Here is a 22,351-nt window from a genome sequence, read left to right as displayed (position 1 = left end):
CGACCGGTCAAATGCGAGCGCTTTCACGATTGGCAGTCCGTGGGCGCAAGGAGCAGTGCGATCTCCTCAACAAACACCGGAAAGACAACCATGTTCCACAAGACAAGACGTTGGGTGGCTTGCATCGCAAGCCTGTTGATTCCGCTGGCCGGCCTGTGTGCCGCGCCAGCACCCGCCACCACGGTCATGAGCGCCGCCGCCGTCACGGCCGCGGCCTGCAGCTCGCAGACCTGGCAGTACGGCGTGTACTACCGCCTCGGCGACGTAGTCCGCTACCCGAACAACGGCAACTACTACAAGCTGGTCAACGTCGGCGGCAACGGCAGCGATGCCACCGACCCGACGATCAGCACCTGGTACTGGCAGCAGACCACCTGTGACAGCGGTGGCAGCACCGGCGGTGGCGGCGCCACGACGGTGACCTGGCAGGCCGGCGTGTTCTATCGCCTCGGCGACGTGGTCAAGTACCCCAACAACGGCAGCTGCTACAAGCTGGTGAACGTCGGCGGCAACGGCAGCGACGGCACCGACCCGACGATCAGCACCTGGTACTGGCAGCCGACCGCCTGCGGCAGCACGGGCGGTGGCGGAGGAGGAGGCGGCGGTGGCGGCGGTGGCAACACCGGCGGCTGCACCGCGGTCGACTGGCAGGCCGGCGTGTACTACCGCCAGGGCGACGTCGTGCGCTACCCGGGCAACRGCAGCTACTACAAGCTGGTCAACGTGGGCGGCAACGGCAGCGACGGCACCGACCCGACGATCAGCACCTGGTACTGGCAGCCGACCACCTGCGGCGGCACGGGCGGCGGCGGTGGCGGCGGTGGTGGCAACACCGGCGGCTCGTTCATCGTCAGCGAGGCGCAGTTCAACCAGATGTTCCCGAACCGCAACGCGCTGTACACCTACGCCGGCCTGGTCAACGCGATGACCGGCTGGCCGGCCTTCGCGAAGACCGGCAGCGACACCATCAAGCGCCAGGAGGCCGCGGCCTTCCTCGCCAACGTGGCGCACGAGTCGGACAACCTGCGCGCGACGCGCGAGTACAACCAGGCGAACTGGCCGCTGTACTGCGACTGGAACAGCGGTTGCGCCCCCGGCCAGCAGTACTACGGCCGCGGCCCGATCCAGCTGAGCTGGAACTACAACTACCGCGCGGCCGGCCAGGCCATCGGCGTGGACCTGTGGAGYAACCCGGACCTGGTGGCGACCGACTCGACGATCGCGTGGAAGACCGCCGTGTGGTACTGGATGACGGGCACCGGCGCGGCCGGCGTCACGCCGCACAACGCGATGGTCAACTCGTGGGGCTTCGGCGTCACGATCAACGCCATCAACGGCTCGCTGGAATGCGGCGGCCGCCGGCCGGATGCGGTGCAGACGCGGATCAACTACTACCGCACGTTCACCGGCATCATCGGTGTCGATCCGGGCGGCAACCTGGGCTGCTGATCGCACGCGATGGCGCGGAGCGCGGGGTCTCAAAATCCCCGCGCTCTGCGCCGACAAGGTGATACCTGCTACCGCCTAAGAGCGGCCCTTCCGGGATTCGAGTCGCGCTCGCGACAACTGGGCAGCTTCCTGCAGTTTGCGTTGAAGTACGTCCTTGGGTGGCAGTGTCGTGAGGTACTCGGCGACGTGGATTCCGGTCTTGTCGAGTTCCAGCAGTTCGATGCGCCCCTGGTCCTTGCCGCTGCACAAGATGATGCCGATCGGTGACTCTTCACCGGTCCTTCGTTCGTGCTTGTCGAGCCAGCGCAGGTAGAACTCCATCTGCCCCTTGTGTTCGGGGCGGAAGCGTTCGAGCTTCAGCTCCACGACGACGAGTCGACGGAGTTCGCGTTGGTAGAACAGCAGGTCCATGTGAAAGTCTTCACCATCGACCGTGATGCGCTTCTGCCGGGCCAGGAAGGCGAATCCGCTGCCCAGCTCCATGATGAAGCTCTCTATCTCTCGCAGGATGGCTGCTTCGAGATCCTTCTCCTGGTAGGCGTCCTTGAGCCCGAGGAAGTCGAGCAGATAGGGATCTCGCAAGACCAGATCGGTCGAGACGAGATCTTCGTTGCGGAGGGCAGCGAGTTCGATTCGTGCCAGCTCGGCCGGTTTGCGTGACAGCGCCGTGCGCTCGTAGAGCAGGCCGCCGACCTTCTCGCGCAGCGTGCGAACGCCCCATCGTTGCGAGCGGCACATCTCCGCGTAGAACTCGCGTTGAAGGGGTTCCTTCAATGGCAGGAGTACGAGGAAGTGAGACCAGCTCAATTCTCGTATCAGTGACACGACAATCTGTTCGTCCGGAAACAGGTCGGCGAACTGGATCATCCGAGCCAAGTTCTTTTTTCTTTGAAGCTGGAGCCGTGCTCCTCGCTCAATTGTCGTGACAGTGTCACGACAATCTTCTCTCCGTAGCCTGCTCGGGCGCTTCCGAGCACTTCGGTACGGATGCGATGACCGATACGCCAGTACAGCAGGGTCAGCGTGGCATTGGCCGTCGTGGCAACGTGCTCGCGTGCACTGGTGATCAGGCCTCGGATGTCGTTGACCAGCGTAGAGGTCGATGAGCCTATGGATGGCTTTCCGCCCGTCGCCCGTTCACCGTTTCTCATGTCTGCGATCTCATGCTCCGTGTGGCGCATGAGGGTAGCGCATGCCTGAGCGCCAGAGCCCTGGTTTCCGCGAGGAGGCCGGCGCTCGCGCGTCGGCCTCCAACTCACATCACGCCAGCTTGAACGGCAGCTCGCGGATCGGCTTGCCCGTCAGCGAGGCCACCGCGTTCGCGAAGGCCGGCGCCAGCGGCGGCAGGCCCGGTTCACCCATGCCGGTCGGCGCGTCGCCGCTCGGCACGGTGTGCACCTCGATCTGCGGCATGTCGGTGATGCGCGGCACCACGAAATCGCCGAAGTTGCTCTGCTCGACCACGCCGTCCTTCAGCGTGATCGCCGCCCCCGGCAGGCACATCGACAAGCCCATCAGCGCGCCGCCCTGCACCTGCGCTTCCAGCGTCTTCGGGTTGATGACCAGGTTGCAGTGCACGCCGGCCGTCGCGCGGTGCAGCGTCGGCGTGCCGTCCTTCACCGAGGCCTCGACCACGTAGGCCACCACCGAGTTGAACGACTCGTGCACCGCCACGCCCCAGGCGCGGCCCGGCGCGAGCGTCTTCTTGCCGTAGCCCGAGCGATCGACCGCCAGCTGCAATGCCGCCTTGTGGCGCGGGTGCTCGTCGCCCATCAGCTTCATGCGGTAGGCCACCGGATCCTGCTTCGTGGTGCGGGCGATCTCGTCGACCAGCGTCTCCATCGCGAACGCGGTGTGCGTGGACCCCACGCTGCGCCACCACAGCACCGGCACGTTCTGCTTCGGGTGGTGCACCGTCAGGCGCATCGGCACCGCATACGGCTCCTTCATGCCCTCGACCGCGGTGCCGTCGATGCCGTCCTTCACCATCATCGGCTCGAACGGCGTGCCGCCGAGGATCGACTGGCCGACGATCACGTGGTCCCAGGCCAGCACGTTGCCCTGCGCATCGAAGCCGATCTTCGCGGTGTGCAGGTGCATCGGCCGGTAGTAGCCGCCCTTCACGTCGTCCTCGCGGCTCCACAGCGTGCGGATCGGCGCCTGGATGCCGGCCGCCTGCGCCGCCTTCACCACCGAGCATGCCTCGACGACGTAGTCGCTGCTCGCGATCGCGCGGCGCCCGAAGCCGCCGCCGGCCATCTGCACGTGCACCTGCACGTTCTGCGGCGGCACGCCCAGCACCTTCGAGGCCGCCAGGCCGTCGAGGCCAGGCATCTGCGAGCCCATCCACAGCTCGACCTTGCCGTCGGCCGCACGCACGGTGCAGTTCAGCGGCTCCATCGGCGCATGCGCGAGGTACGGGAACACGTACTCGGCGGTGATCTTGTGCGGCGCGGCGTCGAACTTCGAGACATCGGCGTCGTACTTGCGCGCGCCCGGCTTGGTGGCCAGCTCGCGGTACTGCACCAGCTGCGCCGCGGTGTCGACCTTCTCGACGCCGCTCGCATCCCACTCGAGCTTCAGCGCATCGCGACCCTGCTTGGCGGCCCAGTAGCCATCGGCGACCACGGCAACACCTTCACCGCCGCGGTCCACCGGGATGCGCAGCACGGCCTTCACGCCCTTGACGGCCTTGGCCGCGCTGTCGTCCACCGACTTCAGCTTCGCCGCGAACACCGGCGGGTGCGCGACCACCGCCGTCAGCATGCCGGGCAGGCGCACGTCGATGCCGTAGCCCTGCTTGCCGCTGGACTTGGCCTTCGCGTCGAGCCGGCCGGTCGCACGGCCGATCAGCTTGAAGGTCTTCGGATCCTTCAGCGTGACGGTCTCGGGCACCGGCTGCTTCATCGCGGCTTCGGCGAGTTCGCCATAGCCGAGCTTCTTGCCGCCCGGGCCGATCACCACGCCGTTCTGCGTGCGCAGCGTGGCCGCATCGACCTTCCAGCGCGCCGCGGCGGCGCTCACCAGCATCGCGCGGGTGCGCGCGCCGAGCTCGCGGTACTGCGTGTACGAGTGCGCGATCGAGCCGGAGCCGCCGGTGATGTGGATGCCGAACACCGGGTCGATGTAGGCCGGGTCGTTGCTGCCGTGCGCGCTCCTGACCTTGGACCAGTCGGCATCGAGCTCCTCGGCCAGGATCATCGGCAGCGCGGTCTGCACGCCCTGGCCGAAGTCGAGCCGGTTGATCGTGATGGTGGTGCTGCCGTCCTTGTCGATGTGGACGAAGGCCGAGGGTTGCTGCGTGGGCTTCAATCCGCCGGCCGGCTTGGCGGCGTCCTGCGCCATCGTGCCGAGCGGGAACGCGCCGAGCGCGAAGCCGCTGACGGCGGTCAGCTTCAGGAAGCTGCGGCGCGGCAGGCCTTCGGTGGCGACCGGGTCCTGCTGCGCGTCGAGCATGGCACGCAGGTGCTTCGGCAGCTCGAGGAGGGTGGGTTCGAAATGCATGGTGGGCTCCTTATGCCAGCGCGCGGGCGGCGTCGGTGATGGCAGCGCGGATGCGCGCATAGGTGCCACAGCGGCAGATGTTGCCGGCCATCGCCGAATCGATCTCGGCTTCGGTGGGCACCTTGCCGTGCGGCACGCTCTTCAGGAACGCGGTGGCCGACATGATCTGGCCGCTCTGGCAGTAGCCGCACTGCGCCACGTCGTGCTTGACCCAGGCCTCGTGGACGGCCTTGCCGACCTTGTCGGTGCCGGCGGTCACGGCCTCGATCGTCGTGATCTTCTGGCCGGCGGCGGCCGAGATCGGCGTCACGCACGAGCGGATCGCCTGGCCGTTCAGGTGCACGGTGCAGGCACCGCACAGCGCCTGGCCGCAGCCGAACTTGGTGCCGGTCATGCCGAGCGTGTCGCGCAGGGCCCAGAGGATGGGGGTGGAGGGATCGGCATCGACCTGGCGGTTCTGGCCGTTGATGTTGAGCGTGCTCATGGCTGGCTGGCTCCCTGGGGTGGTGAGGAGAGGGGAAGAGAGGGGGACAACTTCTTAGATGAACGAAAATTCACTTAAACGATAGCTCTCGGGCAAGGGCGCGTCAAGCGGCCGCAGTGTCTGCCCATTCGGATAGCCGAGCGGAAGTGCAGGGTTATCCGACCGGTGGAGCCTGGTGAACCGTTACCGCTTGATGCCGTCCCAGCACAGCCCGAAGGCCGTCGCGCGGGTGGCGTTGCTGTCCGCCAGCGTGCCGGCGCGCAGCAGGTTGGCCGTCTCGCGCACCGAGCCGGCGAAGCTGCCGATCAGCATCGGCGTCGGCACGTCCTTCACGATCTGCTGCGATTTCGCGGCCTCGAACACGGCCATCCAGCCCTGGCTCAGGCGTGCCGACAGGCTGCGGCTCGCGTCGCTGAACCACGGCGAGTTGTAGTACTGCTCGATGAACACCATCTGCGCATAGTGCGTCAGCCGGCGATCGAGCCAGTTGTGCCACAGGTGCTCGAAGCGGCTGCGCAGCGGCGCGCCCGGGTCGTCGCCCTGCAGCAGGCTGGCGGTGGTCTCGGTCTTGGCCTGCTCGTAGAGCGCGACCATCAGCTCTTCCTTCGACGCGAAGTAGACATACAGCGTGCCGGTGGCGATGCCGGCCTCGCGCGCGATCGCCGCCATCGTCAGGCCACTCAGGCCGGTCTGCTCGACCAGCGTGAACGTCGCCTGCGCGATGGCCCGCAGCTTGTCGTCATCCTTGAGCTTCACGGGGTGATCATAGCCGAGCGAATATTCATTCAACGGCGCAGGTAGCGCATCAGCGGCACCGATTCGGGCGCTTCCAGCGTCGCGTCGAAGATGCCTTCGAGCTGGTAGCCGAAGAACTCGGCGAGCGCCGCCTCGCCCAGCTCGAGCGGATGGAACGGAAAGGGGTAGGGCGGCTCGCCGTCGTCGACGTCCACCGGGTGTTCGCCGTTCCAGAACGGCAGCTCGAACGCCATCTTCGGCCCGATGTTCTCGAGGATGCCGTCGTCGGGCGTCAGGCTCAGCGAGCGTTCGAGCTTGCCGCCGCGCCAGACGGCGAACGCGAACCAGTCGACCACGCTGTGCATCGCATGCAGCACCACGGTGCGCGAGCCGGCCGCCTGCAGGAAGCGCTGCGGCAGCTCACTCGGGCGATCGATCGCGAACTCGTGCGCCGACACGATCGTGACGCCGGGAAAGCAGCCGATCAGCAGCTGCTCGTCAGGCGGGTTGGTGGAGGCGAGATCGGCGTCGCTCAGCGCCTCCAGCGGCTCTTGCGGAAACAGCGCCTGTGCCAGCAGATCCGTGGCGGCGCGGTCCAGCACCGGCCGCTCGGCCAGCACCGCGCGCGCGTCGGTCTCCAGGATCGCCAGCATCCATGTCTTTGCGCCCATGCGCTGCCTTCGCCTCTCAGCGGAACGCCACGCCGCCCAGCGTCGAGCCCGCCGAGCTGATCGTCGTGGCGTTGGCGGCATCGCCGCTGATCGTGCTGGCGTTCTCGAACACGTACGCGGTTGCGACGACGCTCGCGTACAGGCGGTTGTTCGCCGGATCCACCGTCACGTACTGGATGCCGGGCACCGGCAGTGTCGCGACGAGCGTGGCATTGGCGGTGCTCGCCTGCGTGATGACGCGCAGCGTGTTGTCGGTCGAGTTGGCGAGGTAGAGCACGTCGCGCTGCGAATCGATGGCGGCCGAGGTGCCGCCCGCCGGCAAGGCCGGCAGCGTGGTGATCTGCTGGCCGGTCGCGAGGGCGAGCCGGGCCTGGCCGGCGTAGATGATGCCGCGCGTGAAGTCGAAGGTCGGCTGCAGGAGCCCGTTGAACGCCTGGTTGCGGTCCGGCGTCGGCGTGCCGCTCAGCGTGGCGGCGTTCTTGTAGGCCAGCAGCGTGTTGTCGGCCTGGCGGTTCGTCGAGATGTACAGCGTGCCGGTGGTGCGGTCGAGCGTCAGCCAGTTCGCGCGGACGACGTCGGCCGGCAGCTTGAACGAGCGCACGAGCGTGGCACCGGCCGAGCCGCGGCTCGCCGAGCCGTAGACCGATACGCTGACCTGCCCGGCCGCGACCGTCGCGCCGTACAGCTCGTCGCGCACCGGGTCGTACTGCAGGTTGTCGCCCGAGAACGAGGCGAACGCGAAGGTGTCGATCCGGACGTTGCCGACGGCCGGCGACAGCGTCGACAGCGCGCCGACGACGGCATGCGCCTTGTCGGGCACGAACAGCACCTTCGCGGCGTTGTCGTCGGATGAACCGCCGGAATCTCCACCGCCGCCGCAGGCGGACAGGCTGGTCAGCAGCACGGCCAGCGCGCTGGCAAGGAAAGGACGTCGTGTCATGGGGAGGTCGTCAAGTGGGTCGGGAAAGCGGAACCTTCAGGCCCCGCCGGCTCAGGCGTGCGTCGACTCGGTCGGCTTCACGCTGTACATCGATGCATCGCTGCGGTGCAGCGCAGACTCGATCGTATCGCCCTCGCACGCTTCGCCGAGCCCGAGGCTCACCGACAGCCGCAGGCCCGGGGCGATCGACTCCCAGTCGAAGCCGGACACCGCGGCGCGGATGCGCTCGCACACCGGCCGCGCCTCGTCCTCGGTGGTGTCGGGGAACAGGATCACGAACTCGTCGCCGGCCCAGCGGGCCGGCAGGTCGCCGTCGCGCACCTGCGAGGCCATCAGCGCGGCCACCGTCTTCAGCACCCGGTCGCCGACGCTGTGCGTGAAGCGGTCGTTGACCGACTTGAACTTGTCGACGTCGACCATCGCGACCGTCAACGGGCGTTGTTCCGCCTGCAGCGCCTGCAGCCGCTGCGCCAGCTGCTGCTCGAGATGCCGCCGGTTCGCGAGGCCGGTCAGCGCGTCTTCGAGCGACCAGCGTTCGAACTGCTTCGACACCACCAGCGCCTGCTGCAGGTGGCGCTCGCTCTGGCGTGCGCCGAGCTGCCAGGCCACCATCGATTCGCGGCTGCTCATGCCCTCGGTCACCACGCGCTGCTCGCGGCGGCGCAGCGCCCGGTGCTCGCGCTGGGCCAGCGCATGCTTGCCCTGCAGCTCGAAGACCTGCGCCAGCACCAGGTGCGCGCGGCAGGCGAGTTGCTCGTGCTCGACAGCCAGCGCCATCTCGCGCATCTCGATCAGCTCGCGCTCGGCGGTCTCCCAGTCGCGCTGTGCCAGCGCCAGCTCGGCGGCGCACCAGCGCACGAACGAGTCCAGCCAGGTCATCGTGGGGGTCAGCGAGCGCGCCGCGGCGTCGATGGCCGGCCGGGCCGCGGCGACATCGCCCTGCCAGGCCGCCAGCAGGCCCGAGGACGCGAGCGAGATCGTCTTCGCCATCGCCTGCAGGCCCGGCAGCACCGCCAAGCCGTTGCCGGCGCGTTCGAGCTCGTGGCATTCGCGCATCAGGCCCTCCATGCGCACGAGGCTGCCGATGCGGCCGGTCTGGTAGCGCCCGTCGAGCAGGCGCGAGGCCTCGATCCACACCTGGTTCAGGCGCGGCTGGTAGATGCTGACCGGCGGCATGCAGCGCTGCGCGGCGTGGATCGCGAGTTCGAGCGAGGCATCGCCGCGGTCGTGGTCGCCGCTCCATGAGCAGGCGAGGCCCAGGCAGTTGTGCGCGAGCACGGTCTGGGCCTGCGGCGGCAGCTTGTCGCACAGCCGCACGCACAGCAGCGCGGCCTCGACCGACTCGGCATTGCGGCCGAGCAGCATGCAGGCATGGGCGAGGGTGGTGAGCGCATTGGCCTCGCCCTGCGCGTCGCCCAGCCGCTCGAAGAGCTGCGCGGCGCGGCGGCTGGTCTCGGCGGCACGCCGCAGGCGGGAGCTGACGCGGTCGCAATGGGCCAGGCACGACAGCGCGCGGGCTTCGACGTGCAGGTCGGTGTCGTGCGCGTTCTTCAGCACGCCCTGCACGATGTGGCGCGCCGCCTGAACGTGGCCGTCGTCCAGCGCGGCCCAGGCCGCGGCCAGGGCTTCGTCGGCCGATGGCGAGTGCGGGGGCAGGAGTCGGGTGGACGCGTCAGCAGCCATGTGCTTGGGTGGTGGGGGTCGTGCCCCGTGCGGTGCCCAGTGAGTGCGGGGTCGATGCTAGCGGAAACGGCGCCGCATTCAATGTGCGAACTTCCTCGAAAGCTCGTCTTGCATCGGCTCCGGGCATCGCCTACCCTGCCGCGTCCTCACAGGGAGCCACTGGATGTCTCTTCAACGCAACCGCAAGCTCGTGCGCGACCAGGCGCTGTTCCGGCACTGGGAGGGGCTCTCCTCCAATGCCTTCGACAAGATCCCGCTGCAGCAGCTGAAGGATGCGCAGACCGCGCTGCAGGGCCACATCGTGCTGCCGGACAACCCCGACTACAACGCCGATCGCCAGCTCTTCAACCCGGTGTTCAACGCCTTCCCGGTGGCGATCGTCTACTGCGCCGTCGAGAGCGACGTGGCGATCGCGCTGAAGCTCGCGCAGGACGTGATCCTGCCGTTCACCGTGCGCTCCGGCGGCCACTGCACCGCCGGCTTCTCGGCCGGCTACGGCGTGCTGATCGACGTGAGCGAACTGAACGAGGTCACGATCGACGCCGCGGCCCAGGTCGCCACCGTCGGCACCGGCTGCCCGTTCAGCAAGCTCGACCTGGCGCTCGACCAGACCGGCCTGCACGTGCCGGGCGGCGAATGCCAGGACGTCTGCATCGGCGGCTACCTGCAGGGCGGCGGCTACGGCTTCACGTCGGTCACCTTCGGGATGAACTGCGACAACGTGATCGACATGCGGGTGATGCTGGCCAACGGGCGCGTCGTCACCGCGAGCCCGGTCGCCAACACCGACCTGTGGTGGGCGATGCGCGGCGGCACCGGCGGCAACTTCGGCGTGCTGCTGTCGGTGCGCTACCAGCTGCGCCCGCTCGGCGACGTGTTCGGCTGGGCGCTGATCTGGCCGCTGCAGACGCCGGCCGATTTCCAGAACGCCACCGGCGCGCTGATGGCCTTGCAGTCGGGCTACATGCTGGCGGCGCTGCCGCAGGCGCTGAACATCCAGGTGTCGCTGTGCTACCAGCCCGGCACGCAGGGCGGGCTGCCGCTCGAGCCGCAGCAGCCCTATCTGATGGTGCGCGGGCTGTATGTCGGATCGCAGGCCGAGGGCCAGGCCGCGATCCAGCCGCTGTGCGACCTGCCGGGCGCCATCACGCAATGGACCGCGATGGACAGCTACTACAACCTCAACAAGGCCTTGCTGAACGAGCCCTACGGCATGCCCTGCCTGGCGCCGGACAGCCCGATGCCGTTCGAGGACAAGGCCTCGCGCTACGTCACGCGCCCGCTCACTCCCGCCGAATGGCTGGGGCTGCTGCAGTATTTCGTCACCGCACCGAACGAGCTGACCTACTTCTACATGGAGTTCTACGGCGGCGCGATCAACGAGGTGCCGCCGCAGGCCAATGCCTTCGTGCACCGCAACTCGGCCTTCAACGCGGTGCTCGACGTGTTCTGGTTCGACGAGGCGCACAAGCAGGCGTCGCAGGATTTCCTGGTCGGCTGGATGAACCTGATGGCGCCGATGTGGAACGGCGAGATCTACCAGAACTACCCGCGGCCGGACCAGCCGGCTTACGGCCCGGCCTACTGGGCGGATGCGCAGGCCGGGCTGTACGCGGTGAAGCTGAAGTACGACCCGACGCACGCCTTCCGCTTTGCGCAGGAGGTGGGGCCGCTGATGCCGCCGGGCGGCGGCATCGGGCCGGTGATCGAGCTGCCGGCCTGGCTGCAGCAGTGGTTGCAGCAGCCGATCGTGTACGACGCGCGCTGGACGGCGTCGCAGCTGCAGCCGTACCAGTAAGTCAGTCCGGCACCGAGCTGACGCTGGTGCCGAGGATCTCGGCCGTCAGTACGGTGCTGAAGATGTTCTGGTCGCGGATCGTGAAGGTGCCGCTGGTCCACTGACCCGACAGCCACGGGGCGGTGGGCAGGCTGCTGCCGCTGAACGAGCTGGCCGGCCCGAACAGTGACAAGCGATAGATCACGTTGCTGCGCTTCACGCCGAACAGCGTCGCATCGCCGGTGACCGGCAGTGCCGGGCTCGTGCTGTTGTCGAAGACCTCGACCGAGACACCGCCCCCCTGCGTGAAATCGATCGGACCGGAGGGCCACGCCATCGTGAGCCCATACGAGCTCGCGAAGGTCTCGTAACCGAGGTAGCCGGGATTCGACGGATCGGGCCACTGCGTGTAGGCGGCCGGGTCCGAGTCGAACACGTAGGCGCCGGTGAAGGTGGCGCCGACCGGCGGCCGCGTGCCGCTCGAGGTGAGCACGCGCGCGGTGAAGTTGACGGTGACGTGGTCGGCCATCGCGGCGACGGGCCAGGCCAGGGCTGCGCCCAGCAGCAGGGTCGAGGTTCTCATGCTTGTTGTTTCCCTTGGATGTCGAACGGGTGCGGCCCGCGGCGACGCCACCAGCCTCCCGGCGCGAAGGATATCGACGGCCTGCCGCACGACAACCGCAATGTTGGGGTGGTCGGCGCAGGGAGTCTCGACAATAATCGCCGGCTGCTTGCAGACCGGGGGATGCGACATCGACGCGAATCTGTTGAACGAGCTGCGGATCGACCACCGCGAACGCGAGGACGAAGGCGGCGGCGTGCCGCGCTGGATCTGGGCGGTGCTGGTCACGGTGATCGTGCTGGCGCTGCTCGGCGCCGGCGCCTGGTGGTTCCTCGGCGGCCGGCCGATCGCGGTGAAGACCGCGGCGGCCACTGCCCCGCGCGCCGGCGGCGGGGCCGGCGCCATCCTGCAGGCGACCGGCTACATCACCGCGCGCCGCCAGGCCACCGTCTCGACCCAGCTCACCGGCACGCTCACCGAGGTGCTGATCGAGGAGGGCGACCGGGTCGAGAAGGGCCAGGTGCTCGCGCGCCTCGAAGACGGCGCGGTGCGCGCGACGCTGAATGTCGCGCGCGCCAACCTGGCCTCGACGCAGGCCCAGGTGGCACAGGCCCGCGCGCAGCTGGCCCAGGCGGCGGCCGACGCGCGGCGCCAGGACGAACTCGCGGCCAGCGGCATGACGACGAAGCAGGGCGCCGAGCAGGCCCGCACCGCGCTCGCCAGTGCCACCGCGATGCTCGAGGCGCGCCAGCGCGAATCCGACGCGGCGCGCGCGCAGGTGGCGCAGGCCCAGGTCAACTTCGACTACACGACGGTGCGGGCGCCGTTCGCCGGCATCATCACCGTGAAGGCGGCGCAGGTCGGCGAGATCGTCTCGCCRCTGTCGGCCGGCGGCGGCTTCACGCGCACCGGCGTCGGCACCATCGTCGACATGAATTCGCTCGAGGTCGATGTCGACGTCAGCGAGGCCTACATCGGCCAGGTGAAGCCGGGCATGCCGGTCGAGGCAGTGCTCGATGCCTACCCCGACTGGCGCGTGCCGGCCCATGTGATCGCGATCGTGCCGTCGGCCGATCGCGGCAAGGCGACGGTGAAGGTGCGGGTCGGCTTCGAGCAGCGCGACGCGCGCATGGTGCCCGACATGGGCGTGCGCGTGTCCTTCCTGAGCGCGAAGCCCGCGGCCGGCGCCGACGGCGCGCCACCGCCCGTGCCCAAGGGCGTGCTGGTGCCGCCGCAGGCGCTGGTGCAGCGCGACGGCGGCACGGTGGTGTTCGTCGTCGCCGACGGCCGCGTGCAGCAGCGCAGCGTGAAGCCGGCCGGCGGCGACATCGGCGGCCAGAAGCTGCTGCCCGATGCGGTGAAGGCGGGGGAGCGCGTCGTCGTGTCGCCGCCGGAATCGCTGAAGGACGGTGCCGCGGTGCGGCCCGACGAAACCGAGTGATCTGCATTTCAACAAGACAGAACCCCCAGGAGAACCCATGACCCAGCTGATCGAGATCCGCGACCTGTCGAAGGTGTACGAGCGCGGCCGCCAGAAGGTCGAGGTGCTGCACCACATCGACCTCGATGTCGACCAGGGCGACTTCGTCGCGCTGATGGGCCCGTCGGGCTCGGGCAAGACGACGCTGCTGAACCTGATCGGCGGGCTCGATGCGCCGACCGGCGGCAGCATCAGCGTCGGCGGCCAGCGCATCGACCAGCTCAAGTCGGCGGCGCTCGCGAAGTGGCGCGCCTCGCGGGTCGGCTTCGTGTTCCAGTTCTACAACCTGATGCCGATGCTGTCGGCGCAGCGCAACGTCGAGCTGCCGCTGCTGCTGACCAAGCTGTCGGCCACCGAGCGCAAGAAGCGCGCGGCGATCGCGCTGCAGCTGGTGGGCCTGGCCGACCGCGCCTCGCACAAGCCGACCGAGCTGTCCGGCGGCCAGCAGCAGCGGGTGTCGATCGCGCGCGCGATCGTGTCCGACCCGATGCTGCTGGTGTGCGACGAACCCACCGGCGACCTGGACCGCCAGTCGGCCGAGGACGTGCTGGGCCTGCTGCGCGTGCTGAACCGCGACCACGGCAAGACCATCGTGATGGTGACCCACGACCCGAAGGCGGCCGAGTACGCGCACCGCACGCACCACCTGGACAAGGGCAGCCTGGTCGCCCAGGTCGAGACGCCCGAGCTGGCGTCATGAAGTACCTCCACCTCGTCTGGGCCTCGCTGTTCCGGCGCAAGACGCGCACGGTGCTGACGCTGGTCTCGATCATCGCGGCCTTCCTGCTGTTCGGGCTGCTCGATGCGGTGCGCACCTCGTTCTCGCAGGCCGGGCAGAGCGCCAACGGCGCGGCGCGGCTGCAGACCGGCTCGAAGCTGTCGTTCATCCAGACGCTGCCGCTGTCGCTCGCCCCGCAGATCGAGCGCGTCGACGGCGTGAAGGCGGTGGCGTACGCCAACTGGTTCGGTGGCGCCTACCAGGATCCGCACAACCARGTGTTCAGCTTCGCGGTGGCGCCCAACTACCTCGACCTGTTCCCCGAGGTCGCGGTGACCGAGGCCGAACGCAAGGCCTTCAACAGCACGCGCACCGGTGCGCTGGTGGGCGAGAAGCTCGCGCAGCGCTTCGGCTGGAAGGTGGGCGACCGGGTGCCGCTGCAGTCGAACATCTTCCCCGACCGCTCGGGCAGCAAGAACTGGCAGTTCGACATCGTCGGCATCCTGCATGCCACCGACAAGAAGACCGGCGGCTTCTTCGACCAGATGTTCCTGCTGAACTGGAAGTACTTCGACGAGACGACGCCGTACAACCAGGGCAATGCCGGCTGGTACGTGACGCGCGTGACCGACGTGAACCAGGCCGACCGCGTCGCGAAGGCGATCGATGCGCTGTCGGCCAACTCCGACCACGAGACGCGCACGCAGACCGAGCAGGCGGCCACCGCGTCGTGGATGAAGCAGCTGGCCGACATCGGGCTGATCGTCAGCTCGATCATGGGCGCGGTGTTCTTCACGCTGCTGCTGCTGTCGGGCAACACGATGATGCAGGCGGTGCGCGAGCGCACCAGCGAGATCGCGGTGCTGAAGACGATCGGCTTCTCCGGCCGCAGCGTGCTCGCGATGGTGCTGGCCGAATCGGTGCTGCTGCTGGTGCTGGGCGGGCTGATCGGGCTGGGCATCGCGACGCTGATCATCCCGGCGGTCAGCGCCGGCAGCGGCGGCATGCTGAACCTGCCGTCGGTCGGCGCGAGCAGCTGGGTGCTCGGCCTCGCGCTGATGGCCGGCATCGGCGTCATCGTCGGCGCGCTGCCGGCCTGGAACGCGATGCGCCTGAACATCGTCGACGCCCTCGCGGGCCGCTGAACGGGAGACGAACACATGCCAACGCGATTGAACGCAGCGCCGGCCGAGCGCCGGGCCGCTCCCAAGCCGGCCGGCATCCCCTCGGGGGATCGGCGGGCGTACTCGACCGACGAGGGGCTGTCATGACCTGGTTGATCAATGTGGGCTTGGTGGTGCTGCTGGCCGTGGTGCTGGCGGCGTGGGTGATGCTGCCGTGGCCGGGCGCGCTGGCGCTGGCGGTGCTGCTGGCCGGCTGGCTGCTGCTGACGCGGCGCGGCCGGCAGACGCTGTCGGTGGCCAACGTCGGCATCAGCACGCTGACGCAGCGGCTGGGCGCCTCGGGCGTGATCGTGGTCGGCATCGCCGGCGTGGTCGGCGTGCTGGTCTCGCTGCTGTCGATGGCCGAGGGCTATGCCGAGACGCTGCGCCGCACCGGCGGCACCGACAGCGTGATCGTGATGCGCGGCGGTTCGGCCTCGGAGGTGTCGTCGGTGCTGACGCGCGACAGCATCGCGCAGATCCAGCAGGCCGACGGCATCGCGCGCAACGACAAGGGCGAGCCGCTGGCATCCGAAGAGCTGGTGGTGGCGGCCAACCTGCCGGTGAAGGGCGGCGCGCCCGATGAAACGGGCAGCGTGCAGCTGCGCGGCGTCGGCGAGCGGGCCTGGGCGGTGCGGCCGCAGGCGAAGATCATCGCCGGCAAGGCGTTCGGGCCGGGCTTGCGCGAGCTGGTGGTGGGGCAGGGCGCGGCGCGCCAGTTCGCCGGGCTGGTGCCGGGCAGCACGGTGCGCCTGGGCGCGCAGACCTGGACGGTGGCCGGCGTGTTCGCGACCGGCGACGCGCTCGAATCCGAGATCTGGGCCGACGGCAACGTGGTCGCCGACACCTACCGCCGTGCCGCCAGCCGCACCTCGGTGACGGCGCGGCTGGCCGATCCGCAGGCCTTCAAGACGCTGAAGGCGGCGCTCGAGTCGAACCCGCAGCTGCAGGTCGACGTGACGACGACGCTCGACTACTTCAGCAAGCAGTCCGAAGGCGTGACCAAGGTGCTGCGCATCATCGGCATCACGGTGGGCACGATCATGGCGATCGGCGCGATGTTCGGCGCGCTGAACACGATGTTCGCCGCGGTGGCGGCCCGGGCGCGCGAGATCGCGACGCTGCGCGCGATCGGCTTCTCCGGCGTGCCGGTGGTGGTGGCGGTGATGCTGGAGACGATGCTGCTCGCGCTGATGGGCGGCGTGCTCGGCGGGCTGCTGGCCTGGCTGGTCTTCGACGGCTACGGCGCGTCGACGATGGCTGCGGGCTCGGTCGGCAAGCTGAGCTTTGCGCTGCGCGTGTCGCCGGAGCTGCTGTGGACGGGGCTCAAGTGGGCGTTGGCCATCGGCTTCATCGGCGGGCTGTTCCCGGCGGTGCGCGCGGCACGGCTGCCGGTGACGACGGCGTTGCGCGAGCTCTGAACAGGGTGCAGCCGAGGGCGGCGCGATGATCGATGCCGCGACCCAGGCCCTGGTGCTGCAGCGCTATCCGATGCTGCGCGAGCTGCCTGCCGCGCAGCTGGCGGAGTTGCTGGCCGATGCCGCGCTGCTGCGCATGCCGGCCGGCAGCCTGATGTTCGACGAGAACCAGCCGTGCCGGGGCTTTCCGCTGCTGCTGTCGGGCAGCGTGCGCATCGTCAAGGCGGCGCCCAGCGGGCGCGAGCTGCACCTGTACCAGGTGCGGCCGGGCGACAGCTGCATCCTGACCAGCAGCTGCCTGCTCGGCCACGCGCCGTACCACGCGCGCGGCACGGCCGAGCACGACGTCGAGCTCGTCGTGCTGCCGCCGGCGGCGTTCAAGCACCTGATGGCGCAGCTGGAGTCGTTTCGCGAGCATGTGTTCAGCAACTTCTCGCAGCGGCTCACCGACCTGATGGCCTTGGTGTCGGCGGTCGCTTTCCAGAAGCTCGACCAGCGGCTGGCGGCGCTGCTGGTGGCGCGCGAATCGCCGCTGCGCACCACGCACCAGGCGCTGGCCGACGAGCTCGGCAGCGTGCGCGAGATCGTCAGCCGGCTGCTGAAGAACTTTGCGGACCAGGGCTGGCTGCGGCTCGGGCGCGAGCAGATCGAGGTGCTGGACGCGGCGGCGCTGGCGCGCTTCGTCGCGCTGTGAAGGGGGCCGCAACGGCTGTGTGACCTGGGTCACAGAGGCCGCCGGCCGCTTGCGCCACACTGCGCCGATCGGCTTCGGCCTCGTCACCGCATTCTCGAATGAGCATCGACTGGAACAGCTTCACCCCGTGGGCCTCGCTGGCCGGCGGCCTGGCCATCGGGCTGGCGACCGCCCTCTACCTGCTCGGCAACGGCCGCATCGCCGGCATTGCCGGCATTGTCGGGGCGCCGTGGCGGGCGCTGCGGGCGCGTGCGCCGCTGAAGGCGCATCGCGGCTCGCTGGCCTTCATCGGCGGCTTGCTGCTCGCGCCGTGGGCCTGGCGGCTGTGGGCGCCGTGGCCGGCCGTCTCGGTCGATGTCGGGCCCGGCGCGTTGATCGCGGCCGGCCTGCTGGTGGGCATCGGCGTGCGCCTGGGCAACGGCTGCACCAGCGGGCATGGCGTGTGCGGGTTGAGCCGCCTGTCGCTGCGCTCGCTGGTGAACGTGCTGGCCTTCATGGGCGCCGGGTTCGCCACCGTGTTCGTGCTGCGGCACCTCGTCTGAAGGAGAGACGCCGATGGGATCCTTCATCGCACTGCTGAGCGGCCTGGTCTTCGGCCTCGGGCTGATCGCCGGCGGCATGACCGACCCGGCCAAAGTCAAGGGCTTTCTCGACCTGGCCGGTGCGTGGAACCCGAGCCTCGCGCTGGTGATGGCCGGCGCGATCGCGGTCGGGCTGCCGGCCTTCGCGATCGCGCGGCGCCGCCGCACGGCCTGGTCCGGTGCGGCGATGGACATCCCGGCCAGCACCCTCGTCGATGCACGGCTGATCGGCGGCGGCGTGCTGTTCGGCATCGGCTGGGGCATCGGCGGCTTCTGCCCGGGGCCGGCGCTGGTGGCGCTGGCGCGCGGCTGGTGGCCGGCGGCGGTGTTCGTCGCGGCGATGCTGGCCGGCATGGCGATCCACGACCGCTGGCTCGCCGCCCGCTGAAAGGAGCCTGCGATGCTGGTCTTCCGCCAACTCTTCGACGCACCGTCGTCCACCTACACCTACCTGCTCGGGGATAGCGTGGCGGGCGAGGCGGTGCTCATCGACCCGGTCTACGAGCACGTGCGCCGCGACGCCGCCCTGCTGCGTGAACTGGGCCTGCGGCTGGTCGCGACGCTCGACACCCACGTGCACGCCGACCACGTCACCGGCGCCTGGTTGCTGAAACAGCGCCTGGGCAGCCGCATCCTGCTGTCGCAGGCGGCCGGCGTGCGCGAGGCCGACCGGCTGCTGGCGCATGGCGATCGCGTGGCCTTCGGCACGCACCACCTGCAGGTGCGCGCCACGCCCGGCCACACCGACGGCTGCCTGACCTATGTGCTGGACGACGAACGCATGGCCTTCACCGGCGATGCGCTGCTGATCCGCGGCTGCGGCCGCACCGATTTCCAGCAGGGCAGCGCCAGGCAGCTGTACCGCTCGGTGCAGCAGCAGATCCTGTCGCTGCCGCCGGATTGCCTGCTGTACCCGGCGCATGACTACCGCGGGCTCACCGTGACCAGCGTGGCCGAGGAGCGCCGCTACAACCCGCGCCTGGGCGGCGACGCGAGCCTGGAGGACTTCGAGGGCTACATGACGAACCTGGGCCTGCCGCACCCGAAGCTGATGCAGATCGCGGTGCCGGCCAACCTGCGCTGCGGGCGGCCCGAGAGCGAGGCCGCGCTGCCGCAGGAGCCGACCTGGGCGCCGCTCAGCTTCAGCTTCGGCGGTGTGTGGGAGATCCAGCCGACGGCGCTGGCCGAGCGCCTGGCGGACGGGGGCGTGCAGGTGATCGACGTGCGCGAGCCGGCGGAGTTCGACGATGCCTTCGGCCACATCCGCGGCGCGCGGCTCATGCCCTTGTCCGAGCTGGTGGCGCGCAGCGGCGAGATCGCGCGCGATCGGCCGGTGGTGGCGGTGTGCCGCTCGGGCGCACGCTCGGCGCAGGCGCTGGTGTTGCTGCAGAAAGTGGGTTTCAGCGAACTGGCCAACCTGGCGGGTGGCATGCTGCGCTGGCGTGCCGAAGCCTTGCCGGTGGAGGGGGCCGCACATTGATCGTTGGCAGCGCAAGGAGAAGCCCATGGACCGACCTGGTTCCGACACGGTGTTCGCCGGCTCGATTCCCGATCTCTACGACACCCAGCTGGTGCCCTTGATCTTCGCGCCGTATGCGGCCGACCTGGCGCACCGCGCGGCGCAGATCGGGCCGGCCAGCGTGCTGGAGACGGCGGCCGGCACCGGCGTCGTCACGCGGGCGCTCGCGGCGGCCCTGCCCGAGGCGGTGGCGCTGGTGGCCACCGACCTGAACCTGCCGATGCTGGCGCGCGCCGCCGCGGTGGGCACGTCGCGGCCGGTGCAGTGGCAGCAGGCCGATGCGCTGCAGCTGCCCTTCGACGACGGGCGCTTCGAGCTCGTCGTCTGCCAGTTCGGCGCGATGTTCTTTCCGGACAAGGCACGCGCCTTCGCCGAGGCGCGGCGCGTGCTCAGGCGCGGCGGCACGCTGCTGTTCAACGTGTGGGACCGCATCGAGGCCAACGAATTTGCCGACACGGTGACGCAGGCGCTGGCCGTGCGCTACCCGCAGGATCCGCCGCGCTTCATGGCGCGCACGCCGCACGGCTACTTCGAGCGCTCGGCGATCGAAGCCGACCTGCGGGCCGGCGGCTGGCGCGAGACGGTGCACTTCGAGACGCTGCCCGCGCGCAGCCGGGCCGCGTCGGCGCAGGTGGCGGCCCGGGCCTACTGCGAGGGCACGCCGTTGCGCAGCGAGATCGAGGCGCGGTCTGCCGGCGACCTGGCCGAGGCGACGGCGGCCTGCGCCGACGCGCTGGCCGCGCGCTTCGGGCGGGGTGCGGTGGACGGGCAGATCCAGGCGCACATCGTCGCGGTGCGCAAGGACGCGTAGCCGGGCTGGCGTGAGCGCGCTTCAGCGCAGCGAGGTCAGCCAGTCGCAGCGCAGCCGCCGGGCCCGGTGCAGCCAGCGCCGCAGCGCCACATAGCGCCCGGGTACGAAGAACAGCAGCACGCAGGCGCCGGCCACGACCGGCTGGCGCAGCAGCAGCGAGGCCGGCAGCCCCATCCAGCCCATCACCCAGAGCGTCAGCACGGCATCCCAGGTGTGGTACTCGACCGGCTGCAGCTCGCGGTGGCCGACATGCCACTGCTTGACAGCCTGCAACTGGTCGAGCGTCATGGGGATGGACCGTTGGGTGTCAGGCCGCGAGCGGCATGGCGGCGGGCCTGCGGCGGCGTGCAGTCGCCAACTGCATCAACGCCAGTGCGCCCAGGCCGGCCAGCAGCAGCGAGGCGACCGGCAGTTCGGGCACGGCGCTGACCGAGACGCTGAGGATGTCAGCCGTCAGCACGACCCGGAAGATGTTGTAGTCGCTGATGCTGAACAGGCCGCTGGTCCACAGCGTGTTGAGCCACTGGGTGGTCGGCAGGCTGTTGCCCGTGAAGGACGTGTCCGGGCCGAACAGCGTCATGTTGTAGCCGACGTTGTTGTGCTGGGTGTTGAACGATACGGTGTCGCTCGAGGTGGGGATCGGCAATTGGGTCGTCCCGTTGTCGAAGACCGACAGGCCCAGGGCGGTGAACTCCAGCGGTGTGCCGCCCGCCCATTGAAGCGTCAGTCCGTAAGGCGGGACCAGGGTCTCGTAGCCCATGTAGCCGGGCTCGGACGGGTTGGAAAACAGCTGGTAGGCGGCCGGATCCGAATCGAAGACGTAGGCGCCGGTGAGGGTGCTGCCCGTCGTGGGCAGGTTGCCGCTGCTTGTCTTCACCTGGGCCGTGAAATTCACGGTGACGGGATCGGCGTTTGCCACCGCCGCCGGCAGCAGCAGGGCGGCCGTCAACAGGGCGATCGAACTGTTCATCTTCAAGGTTCTTCTCCCTTCGGTCGAGGTACTTGCACTGTAGCCATTCGGGCCGCGGCTGTCGCGTGGCGGCCCGGTTGCTCATGACATCGGGCCGTGCTCAGGCCGTCTTGTTCAGTGCGAACGAGGCCAGCACCGTGTCGGTGACCGACGAGTTCTCGAACGCCCAACCGGCCGCGAAGTCGCTCGGCACGCCCCAGCCGTCGTACTGGTAGTAGACGATGTCCAGCCCGGCCGCCTCGGCCAGCGATATCGCGTCGGCCACCCAGCGGCCACGGTCGGCCGACGGTGCCGCGCGGGTGCAGCCGACCTCGCCGAGCATCATGCGCACCGAGTGCGTGGTGGCGTAGTCGAGTGCCGGCTGCATGTCGATGGCAAGTGCCGCCTTGTTCCACAGCTGCGGTGCGGTGAAGTCGTTGTCGCGGGTGACGCCCGGGTAGCCCACCGTCCCGGCCGCCGGGAAGCCGCCTTCGCCCTGGTGCGTGAAGTAGTGCGGGCCGTAGTAGTGGAAGCTGTAGACCGTCTTTGCGTCGCCGTTGGGCTGCAGATCGGCGAAGTTCTTCTGGTCGCCCCACACCGGTTGCACGATGACCCAGCGGTCGGCGTCCACATGGCGGATCTGCGCCAGCGCCAATTGGTGCAGCAGATTCCATGCGTCCTTCGCGACCGCGTGGTTGCCGTTGATCTCTGCAGGCGTGCGGCCCTGCGGTTCGTTCAGCAGGTCGAACACGATGCCCTGCACGCCGGCGTACTGCTGGGCCAGCTCGCCCCAAGCCTCCACGAACTCAGCCTGCGCCGATGGGTCGGACCACAGCGCGCGGCCGTCGTCGGGCCACACGCCGCGGCTCGGCCAGCTGACGTCGAGCGTGACCGCCAGCACCACATGCATGCGCTTCGACAGGCACCAGTCGATCAGCGTGCCCCATTGCGCGACCGAGGCCTGCAGGCGTGCAGCCAGCGGCTGGCCGGGCAGCAGCGCGGCACCGGTCTTGAAGTCGAACGGCTGGATGAACAGCCGTGCCACGTTGGCGCCGGCCGCCGGCAGCTCGGCCACGTTCTGCCAATGGCTGGCGGTGGTGTCGGTCCAGCCCTGGTCCGGGAAGATGCTGGTGCCGCGCAGGCGGGGCAGCGCGGCCGACAGCGGCGGCAGGCCGGGCGCCGGGGCCGGCGGCGGTGGTGGAGGAGGAACCGG

At 69.6% G+C, this 22,351-nt stretch carries 21 protein-coding genes and 1 pseudogene; 11 read left to right on the top strand and 11 right to left on the bottom strand.

Going from position 1 to position 22,351, the window contains the following annotated elements; all coding sequences use genetic code 11:
* Window positions 1-90: 90 nt before the first annotated feature.
* On the top strand, window positions 91-1,449 hold the full coding sequence (locus tag AC1D1T_RS13060) for a glycoside hydrolase family 19 protein (RefSeq protein ID WP_477991962.1): 1,359 nt from the start codon (window positions 91-93) through the stop codon (window positions 1,447-1,449).
* A gap of 75 nt (window positions 1,450-1,524) precedes the next feature.
* Here the strand turns inward: AC1D1T_RS13060 and AC1D1T_RS13055 are convergent.
* The 7 genes and pseudogenes from AC1D1T_RS13055 to AC1D1T_RS13025 all read right to left on the bottom strand — a co-directional run bounded on the left by AC1D1T_RS13055 (window position 1,525) and on the right by AC1D1T_RS13025 (window position 9,466).
* A pseudogene (locus AC1D1T_RS13055) lies at window positions 1,525-2,600 on the bottom strand (PDDEXK nuclease domain-containing protein).
* Between the two features lie 109 nt (window positions 2,601-2,709).
* On the bottom strand, window positions 2,710-4,953 hold the full coding sequence (locus AC1D1T_RS13050; RefSeq protein WP_477844711.1) for a xanthine dehydrogenase family protein molybdopterin-binding subunit: 2,244 nt from the start codon (window positions 4,951-4,953) through the stop codon (window positions 2,710-2,712).
* A 10-nt stretch (window positions 4,954-4,963) separates the two neighbouring features.
* A complete protein-coding gene (locus AC1D1T_RS13045; protein WP_477829530.1) occupies window positions 4,964-5,437 on the bottom strand; it encodes a (2Fe-2S)-binding protein in 474 nt (157 codons plus the stop codon).
* 183 nt (window positions 5,438-5,620) lie between these two features.
* A complete protein-coding gene (locus tag AC1D1T_RS13040) occupies window positions 5,621-6,193 on the bottom strand; it encodes a TetR/AcrR family transcriptional regulator (RefSeq protein ID WP_047513180.1) in 573 nt (190 codons plus the stop codon).
* 29 nt (window positions 6,194-6,222) lie between these two features.
* Window positions 6,223-6,843: a DUF6928 family protein gene (locus AC1D1T_RS13035; RefSeq protein WP_477845262.1), complete on the bottom strand. Its 621-nt coding sequence runs from the start codon at window positions 6,841-6,843 to the stop codon at window positions 6,223-6,225.
* A gap of 16 nt (window positions 6,844-6,859) precedes the next feature.
* Entirely contained in the window at window positions 6,860-7,783 is a 924-nt protein-coding gene (locus AC1D1T_RS13030; protein WP_477826181.1) for a hypothetical protein, read from the bottom strand.
* 51 nt (window positions 7,784-7,834) lie between these two features.
* A complete protein-coding gene (locus AC1D1T_RS13025) occupies window positions 7,835-9,466 on the bottom strand; it encodes a GGDEF domain-containing protein (protein ID WP_477826180.1) in 1,632 nt (543 codons plus the stop codon).
* Between the two features lie 163 nt (window positions 9,467-9,629).
* Here AC1D1T_RS13025 and AC1D1T_RS13020 point away from each other — a divergent pair, with 163 nt between their 5' ends.
* Entirely contained in the window at window positions 9,630-11,264 is a 1,635-nt protein-coding gene (locus AC1D1T_RS13020) for an FAD-binding oxidoreductase (protein WP_477991961.1), read from the top strand.
* Window position 11,265: 1 nt separating this feature from the next.
* Here the strand turns inward: AC1D1T_RS13020 and AC1D1T_RS13015 are convergent, their stop codons facing one another.
* Window positions 11,266-11,826 (bottom strand): hypothetical protein, encoded by a 561-nt coding sequence (locus tag AC1D1T_RS13015; protein ID WP_477826178.1) that lies wholly within the window; start codon window positions 11,824-11,826, stop codon window positions 11,266-11,268.
* Window positions 11,827-12,010: 184 nt separating this feature from the next.
* Here AC1D1T_RS13015 and AC1D1T_RS13010 point away from each other — a divergent pair, with 184 nt between their 5' ends.
* The 9 genes from AC1D1T_RS13010 to AC1D1T_RS12970 all read left to right on the top strand — a co-directional run bounded on the left by AC1D1T_RS13010 (window position 12,011) and on the right by AC1D1T_RS12970 (window position 20,189).
* Window positions 12,011-13,246, top strand: coding sequence for an efflux RND transporter periplasmic adaptor subunit (locus AC1D1T_RS13010; RefSeq protein ID WP_477991960.1), 1,236 nt, complete (start codon window positions 12,011-12,013; stop codon window positions 13,244-13,246).
* A 37-nt stretch (window positions 13,247-13,283) separates the two neighbouring features.
* Window positions 13,284-13,985: an ABC transporter ATP-binding protein gene (locus tag AC1D1T_RS13005; RefSeq protein ID WP_477991959.1), complete on the top strand. Its 702-nt coding sequence runs from the start codon at window positions 13,284-13,286 to the stop codon at window positions 13,983-13,985.
* Window positions 13,982-15,148, top strand: coding sequence for an ABC transporter permease (locus AC1D1T_RS13000; RefSeq protein WP_465111722.1), 1,167 nt, complete (start codon window positions 13,982-13,984; stop codon window positions 15,146-15,148). Before AC1D1T_RS13005 ends, AC1D1T_RS13000 begins: the two co-directional genes overlap by 4 nt.
* A 122-nt stretch (window positions 15,149-15,270) precedes the next feature.
* Entirely contained in the window at window positions 15,271-16,587 is a 1,317-nt protein-coding gene (locus AC1D1T_RS12995) for an ABC transporter permease (RefSeq protein ID WP_477826754.1), read from the top strand.
* 25 nt (window positions 16,588-16,612) lie between these two features.
* Complete coding sequence (locus AC1D1T_RS12990) at window positions 16,613-17,278, top strand: Crp/Fnr family transcriptional regulator (RefSeq protein ID WP_477826753.1); 666 nt, start codon at window positions 16,613-16,615, stop codon at window positions 17,276-17,278.
* 98 nt (window positions 17,279-17,376) lie between these two features.
* Window positions 17,377-17,820: a YeeE/YedE family protein gene (locus tag AC1D1T_RS12985; protein ID WP_477826752.1), complete on the top strand. Its 444-nt coding sequence runs from the start codon at window positions 17,377-17,379 to the stop codon at window positions 17,818-17,820.
* Window positions 17,821-17,833: 13 nt separating this feature from the next.
* Entirely contained in the window at window positions 17,834-18,247 is a 414-nt protein-coding gene (locus AC1D1T_RS12980) for a DUF6691 family protein (RefSeq protein ID WP_465111726.1), read from the top strand.
* A gap of 15 nt (window positions 18,248-18,262) precedes the next feature.
* Window positions 18,263-19,339 carry a rhodanese-like domain-containing protein gene (locus AC1D1T_RS12975; RefSeq protein ID WP_477826756.1) on the top strand — a complete coding sequence of 359 codons (1,077 nt, stop codon included), beginning with the start codon at window positions 18,263-18,265 and terminating at the stop codon, window positions 19,337-19,339.
* 25 nt (window positions 19,340-19,364) lie between these two features.
* Window positions 19,365-20,189, top strand: coding sequence for a class I SAM-dependent methyltransferase (locus tag AC1D1T_RS12970; RefSeq protein ID WP_477991958.1), 825 nt, complete (start codon window positions 19,365-19,367; stop codon window positions 20,187-20,189).
* A gap of 21 nt (window positions 20,190-20,210) precedes the next feature.
* Here AC1D1T_RS12970 and AC1D1T_RS12965 read toward each other — a convergent pair whose 3' ends face one another.
* The 3 genes from AC1D1T_RS12965 to AC1D1T_RS12955 form a co-directional block, all read right to left on the bottom strand.
* Entirely contained in the window at window positions 20,211-20,477 is a 267-nt protein-coding gene (locus AC1D1T_RS12965; RefSeq protein WP_465111728.1) for a hypothetical protein, read from the bottom strand.
* Window positions 20,478-20,496: 19 nt separating this feature from the next.
* Entirely contained in the window at window positions 20,497-21,165 is a 669-nt protein-coding gene (locus AC1D1T_RS12960; RefSeq protein ID WP_477991957.1) for a hypothetical protein, read from the bottom strand.
* 94 nt (window positions 21,166-21,259) lie between these two features.
* The coding region (locus tag AC1D1T_RS12955) for a glycoside hydrolase family 5 protein (protein WP_477991956.1) at window positions 21,260-22,351 on the bottom strand (1,092 nt) is incomplete at its 5' end.

The sequence above is a fragment of the Rhizobacter sp. P2_H3 genome (assembly GCF_056403355.1).
Note: the sequence above shows the minus strand (reverse complement) of the source record. Positions and strands in the feature narration are given on the sequence as shown.

Excerpts from the sequence above, each read along its gene's own strand:
- AC1D1T_RS13050 (WP_477844711.1), bottom strand. The coding sequence starts at position 4,953 with ATGCATTTCGAACCCACCCTCCTCGAGCTGCCGAAGCACCTGCGTGCC.
- AC1D1T_RS13045 (WP_477829530.1), bottom strand. The coding sequence starts at position 5,437 with ATGAGCACGCTCAACATCAACGGCCAGAACCGCCAGGTCGATGCCGAT.
- AC1D1T_RS13035 (WP_477845262.1), bottom strand. The coding sequence starts at position 6,843 with ATGGGCGCAAAGACATGGATGCTGGCGATCCTGGAGACCGACGCGCGC.
- AC1D1T_RS13030 (WP_477826181.1), bottom strand. The coding sequence starts at position 7,783 with ATGACACGACGTCCTTTCCTTGCCAGCGCGCTGGCCGTGCTGCTGACC.
- AC1D1T_RS13025 (WP_477826180.1), bottom strand. The coding sequence starts at position 9,466 with ATGGCTGCTGACGCGTCCACCCGACTCCTGCCCCCGCACTCGCCATCG.
- AC1D1T_RS13020 (WP_477991961.1), top strand. The coding sequence starts at position 9,630 with ATGTCTCTTCAACGCAACCGCAAGCTCGTGCGCGACCAGGCGCTGTTC.
- AC1D1T_RS13015 (WP_477826178.1), bottom strand. The coding sequence starts at position 11,826 with ATGAGAACCTCGACCCTGCTGCTGGGCGCAGCCCTGGCCTGGCCCGTC.
- AC1D1T_RS13005 (WP_477991959.1), top strand. The coding sequence starts at position 13,284 with ATGACCCAGCTGATCGAGATCCGCGACCTGTCGAAGGTGTACGAGCGC.
- AC1D1T_RS12995 (WP_477826754.1), top strand. The coding sequence starts at position 15,271 with ATGACCTGGTTGATCAATGTGGGCTTGGTGGTGCTGCTGGCCGTGGTG.
- AC1D1T_RS12990 (WP_477826753.1), top strand. The coding sequence starts at position 16,613 with ATGATCGATGCCGCGACCCAGGCCCTGGTGCTGCAGCGCTATCCGATG.
- AC1D1T_RS12985 (WP_477826752.1), top strand. The coding sequence starts at position 17,377 with ATGAGCATCGACTGGAACAGCTTCACCCCGTGGGCCTCGCTGGCCGGC.
- AC1D1T_RS12980 (WP_465111726.1), top strand. The coding sequence starts at position 17,834 with ATGGGATCCTTCATCGCACTGCTGAGCGGCCTGGTCTTCGGCCTCGGG.
- AC1D1T_RS12970 (WP_477991958.1), top strand. The coding sequence starts at position 19,365 with ATGGACCGACCTGGTTCCGACACGGTGTTCGCCGGCTCGATTCCCGAT.
- AC1D1T_RS12965 (WP_465111728.1), bottom strand. The coding sequence starts at position 20,477 with ATGACGCTCGACCAGTTGCAGGCTGTCAAGCAGTGGCATGTCGGCCAC.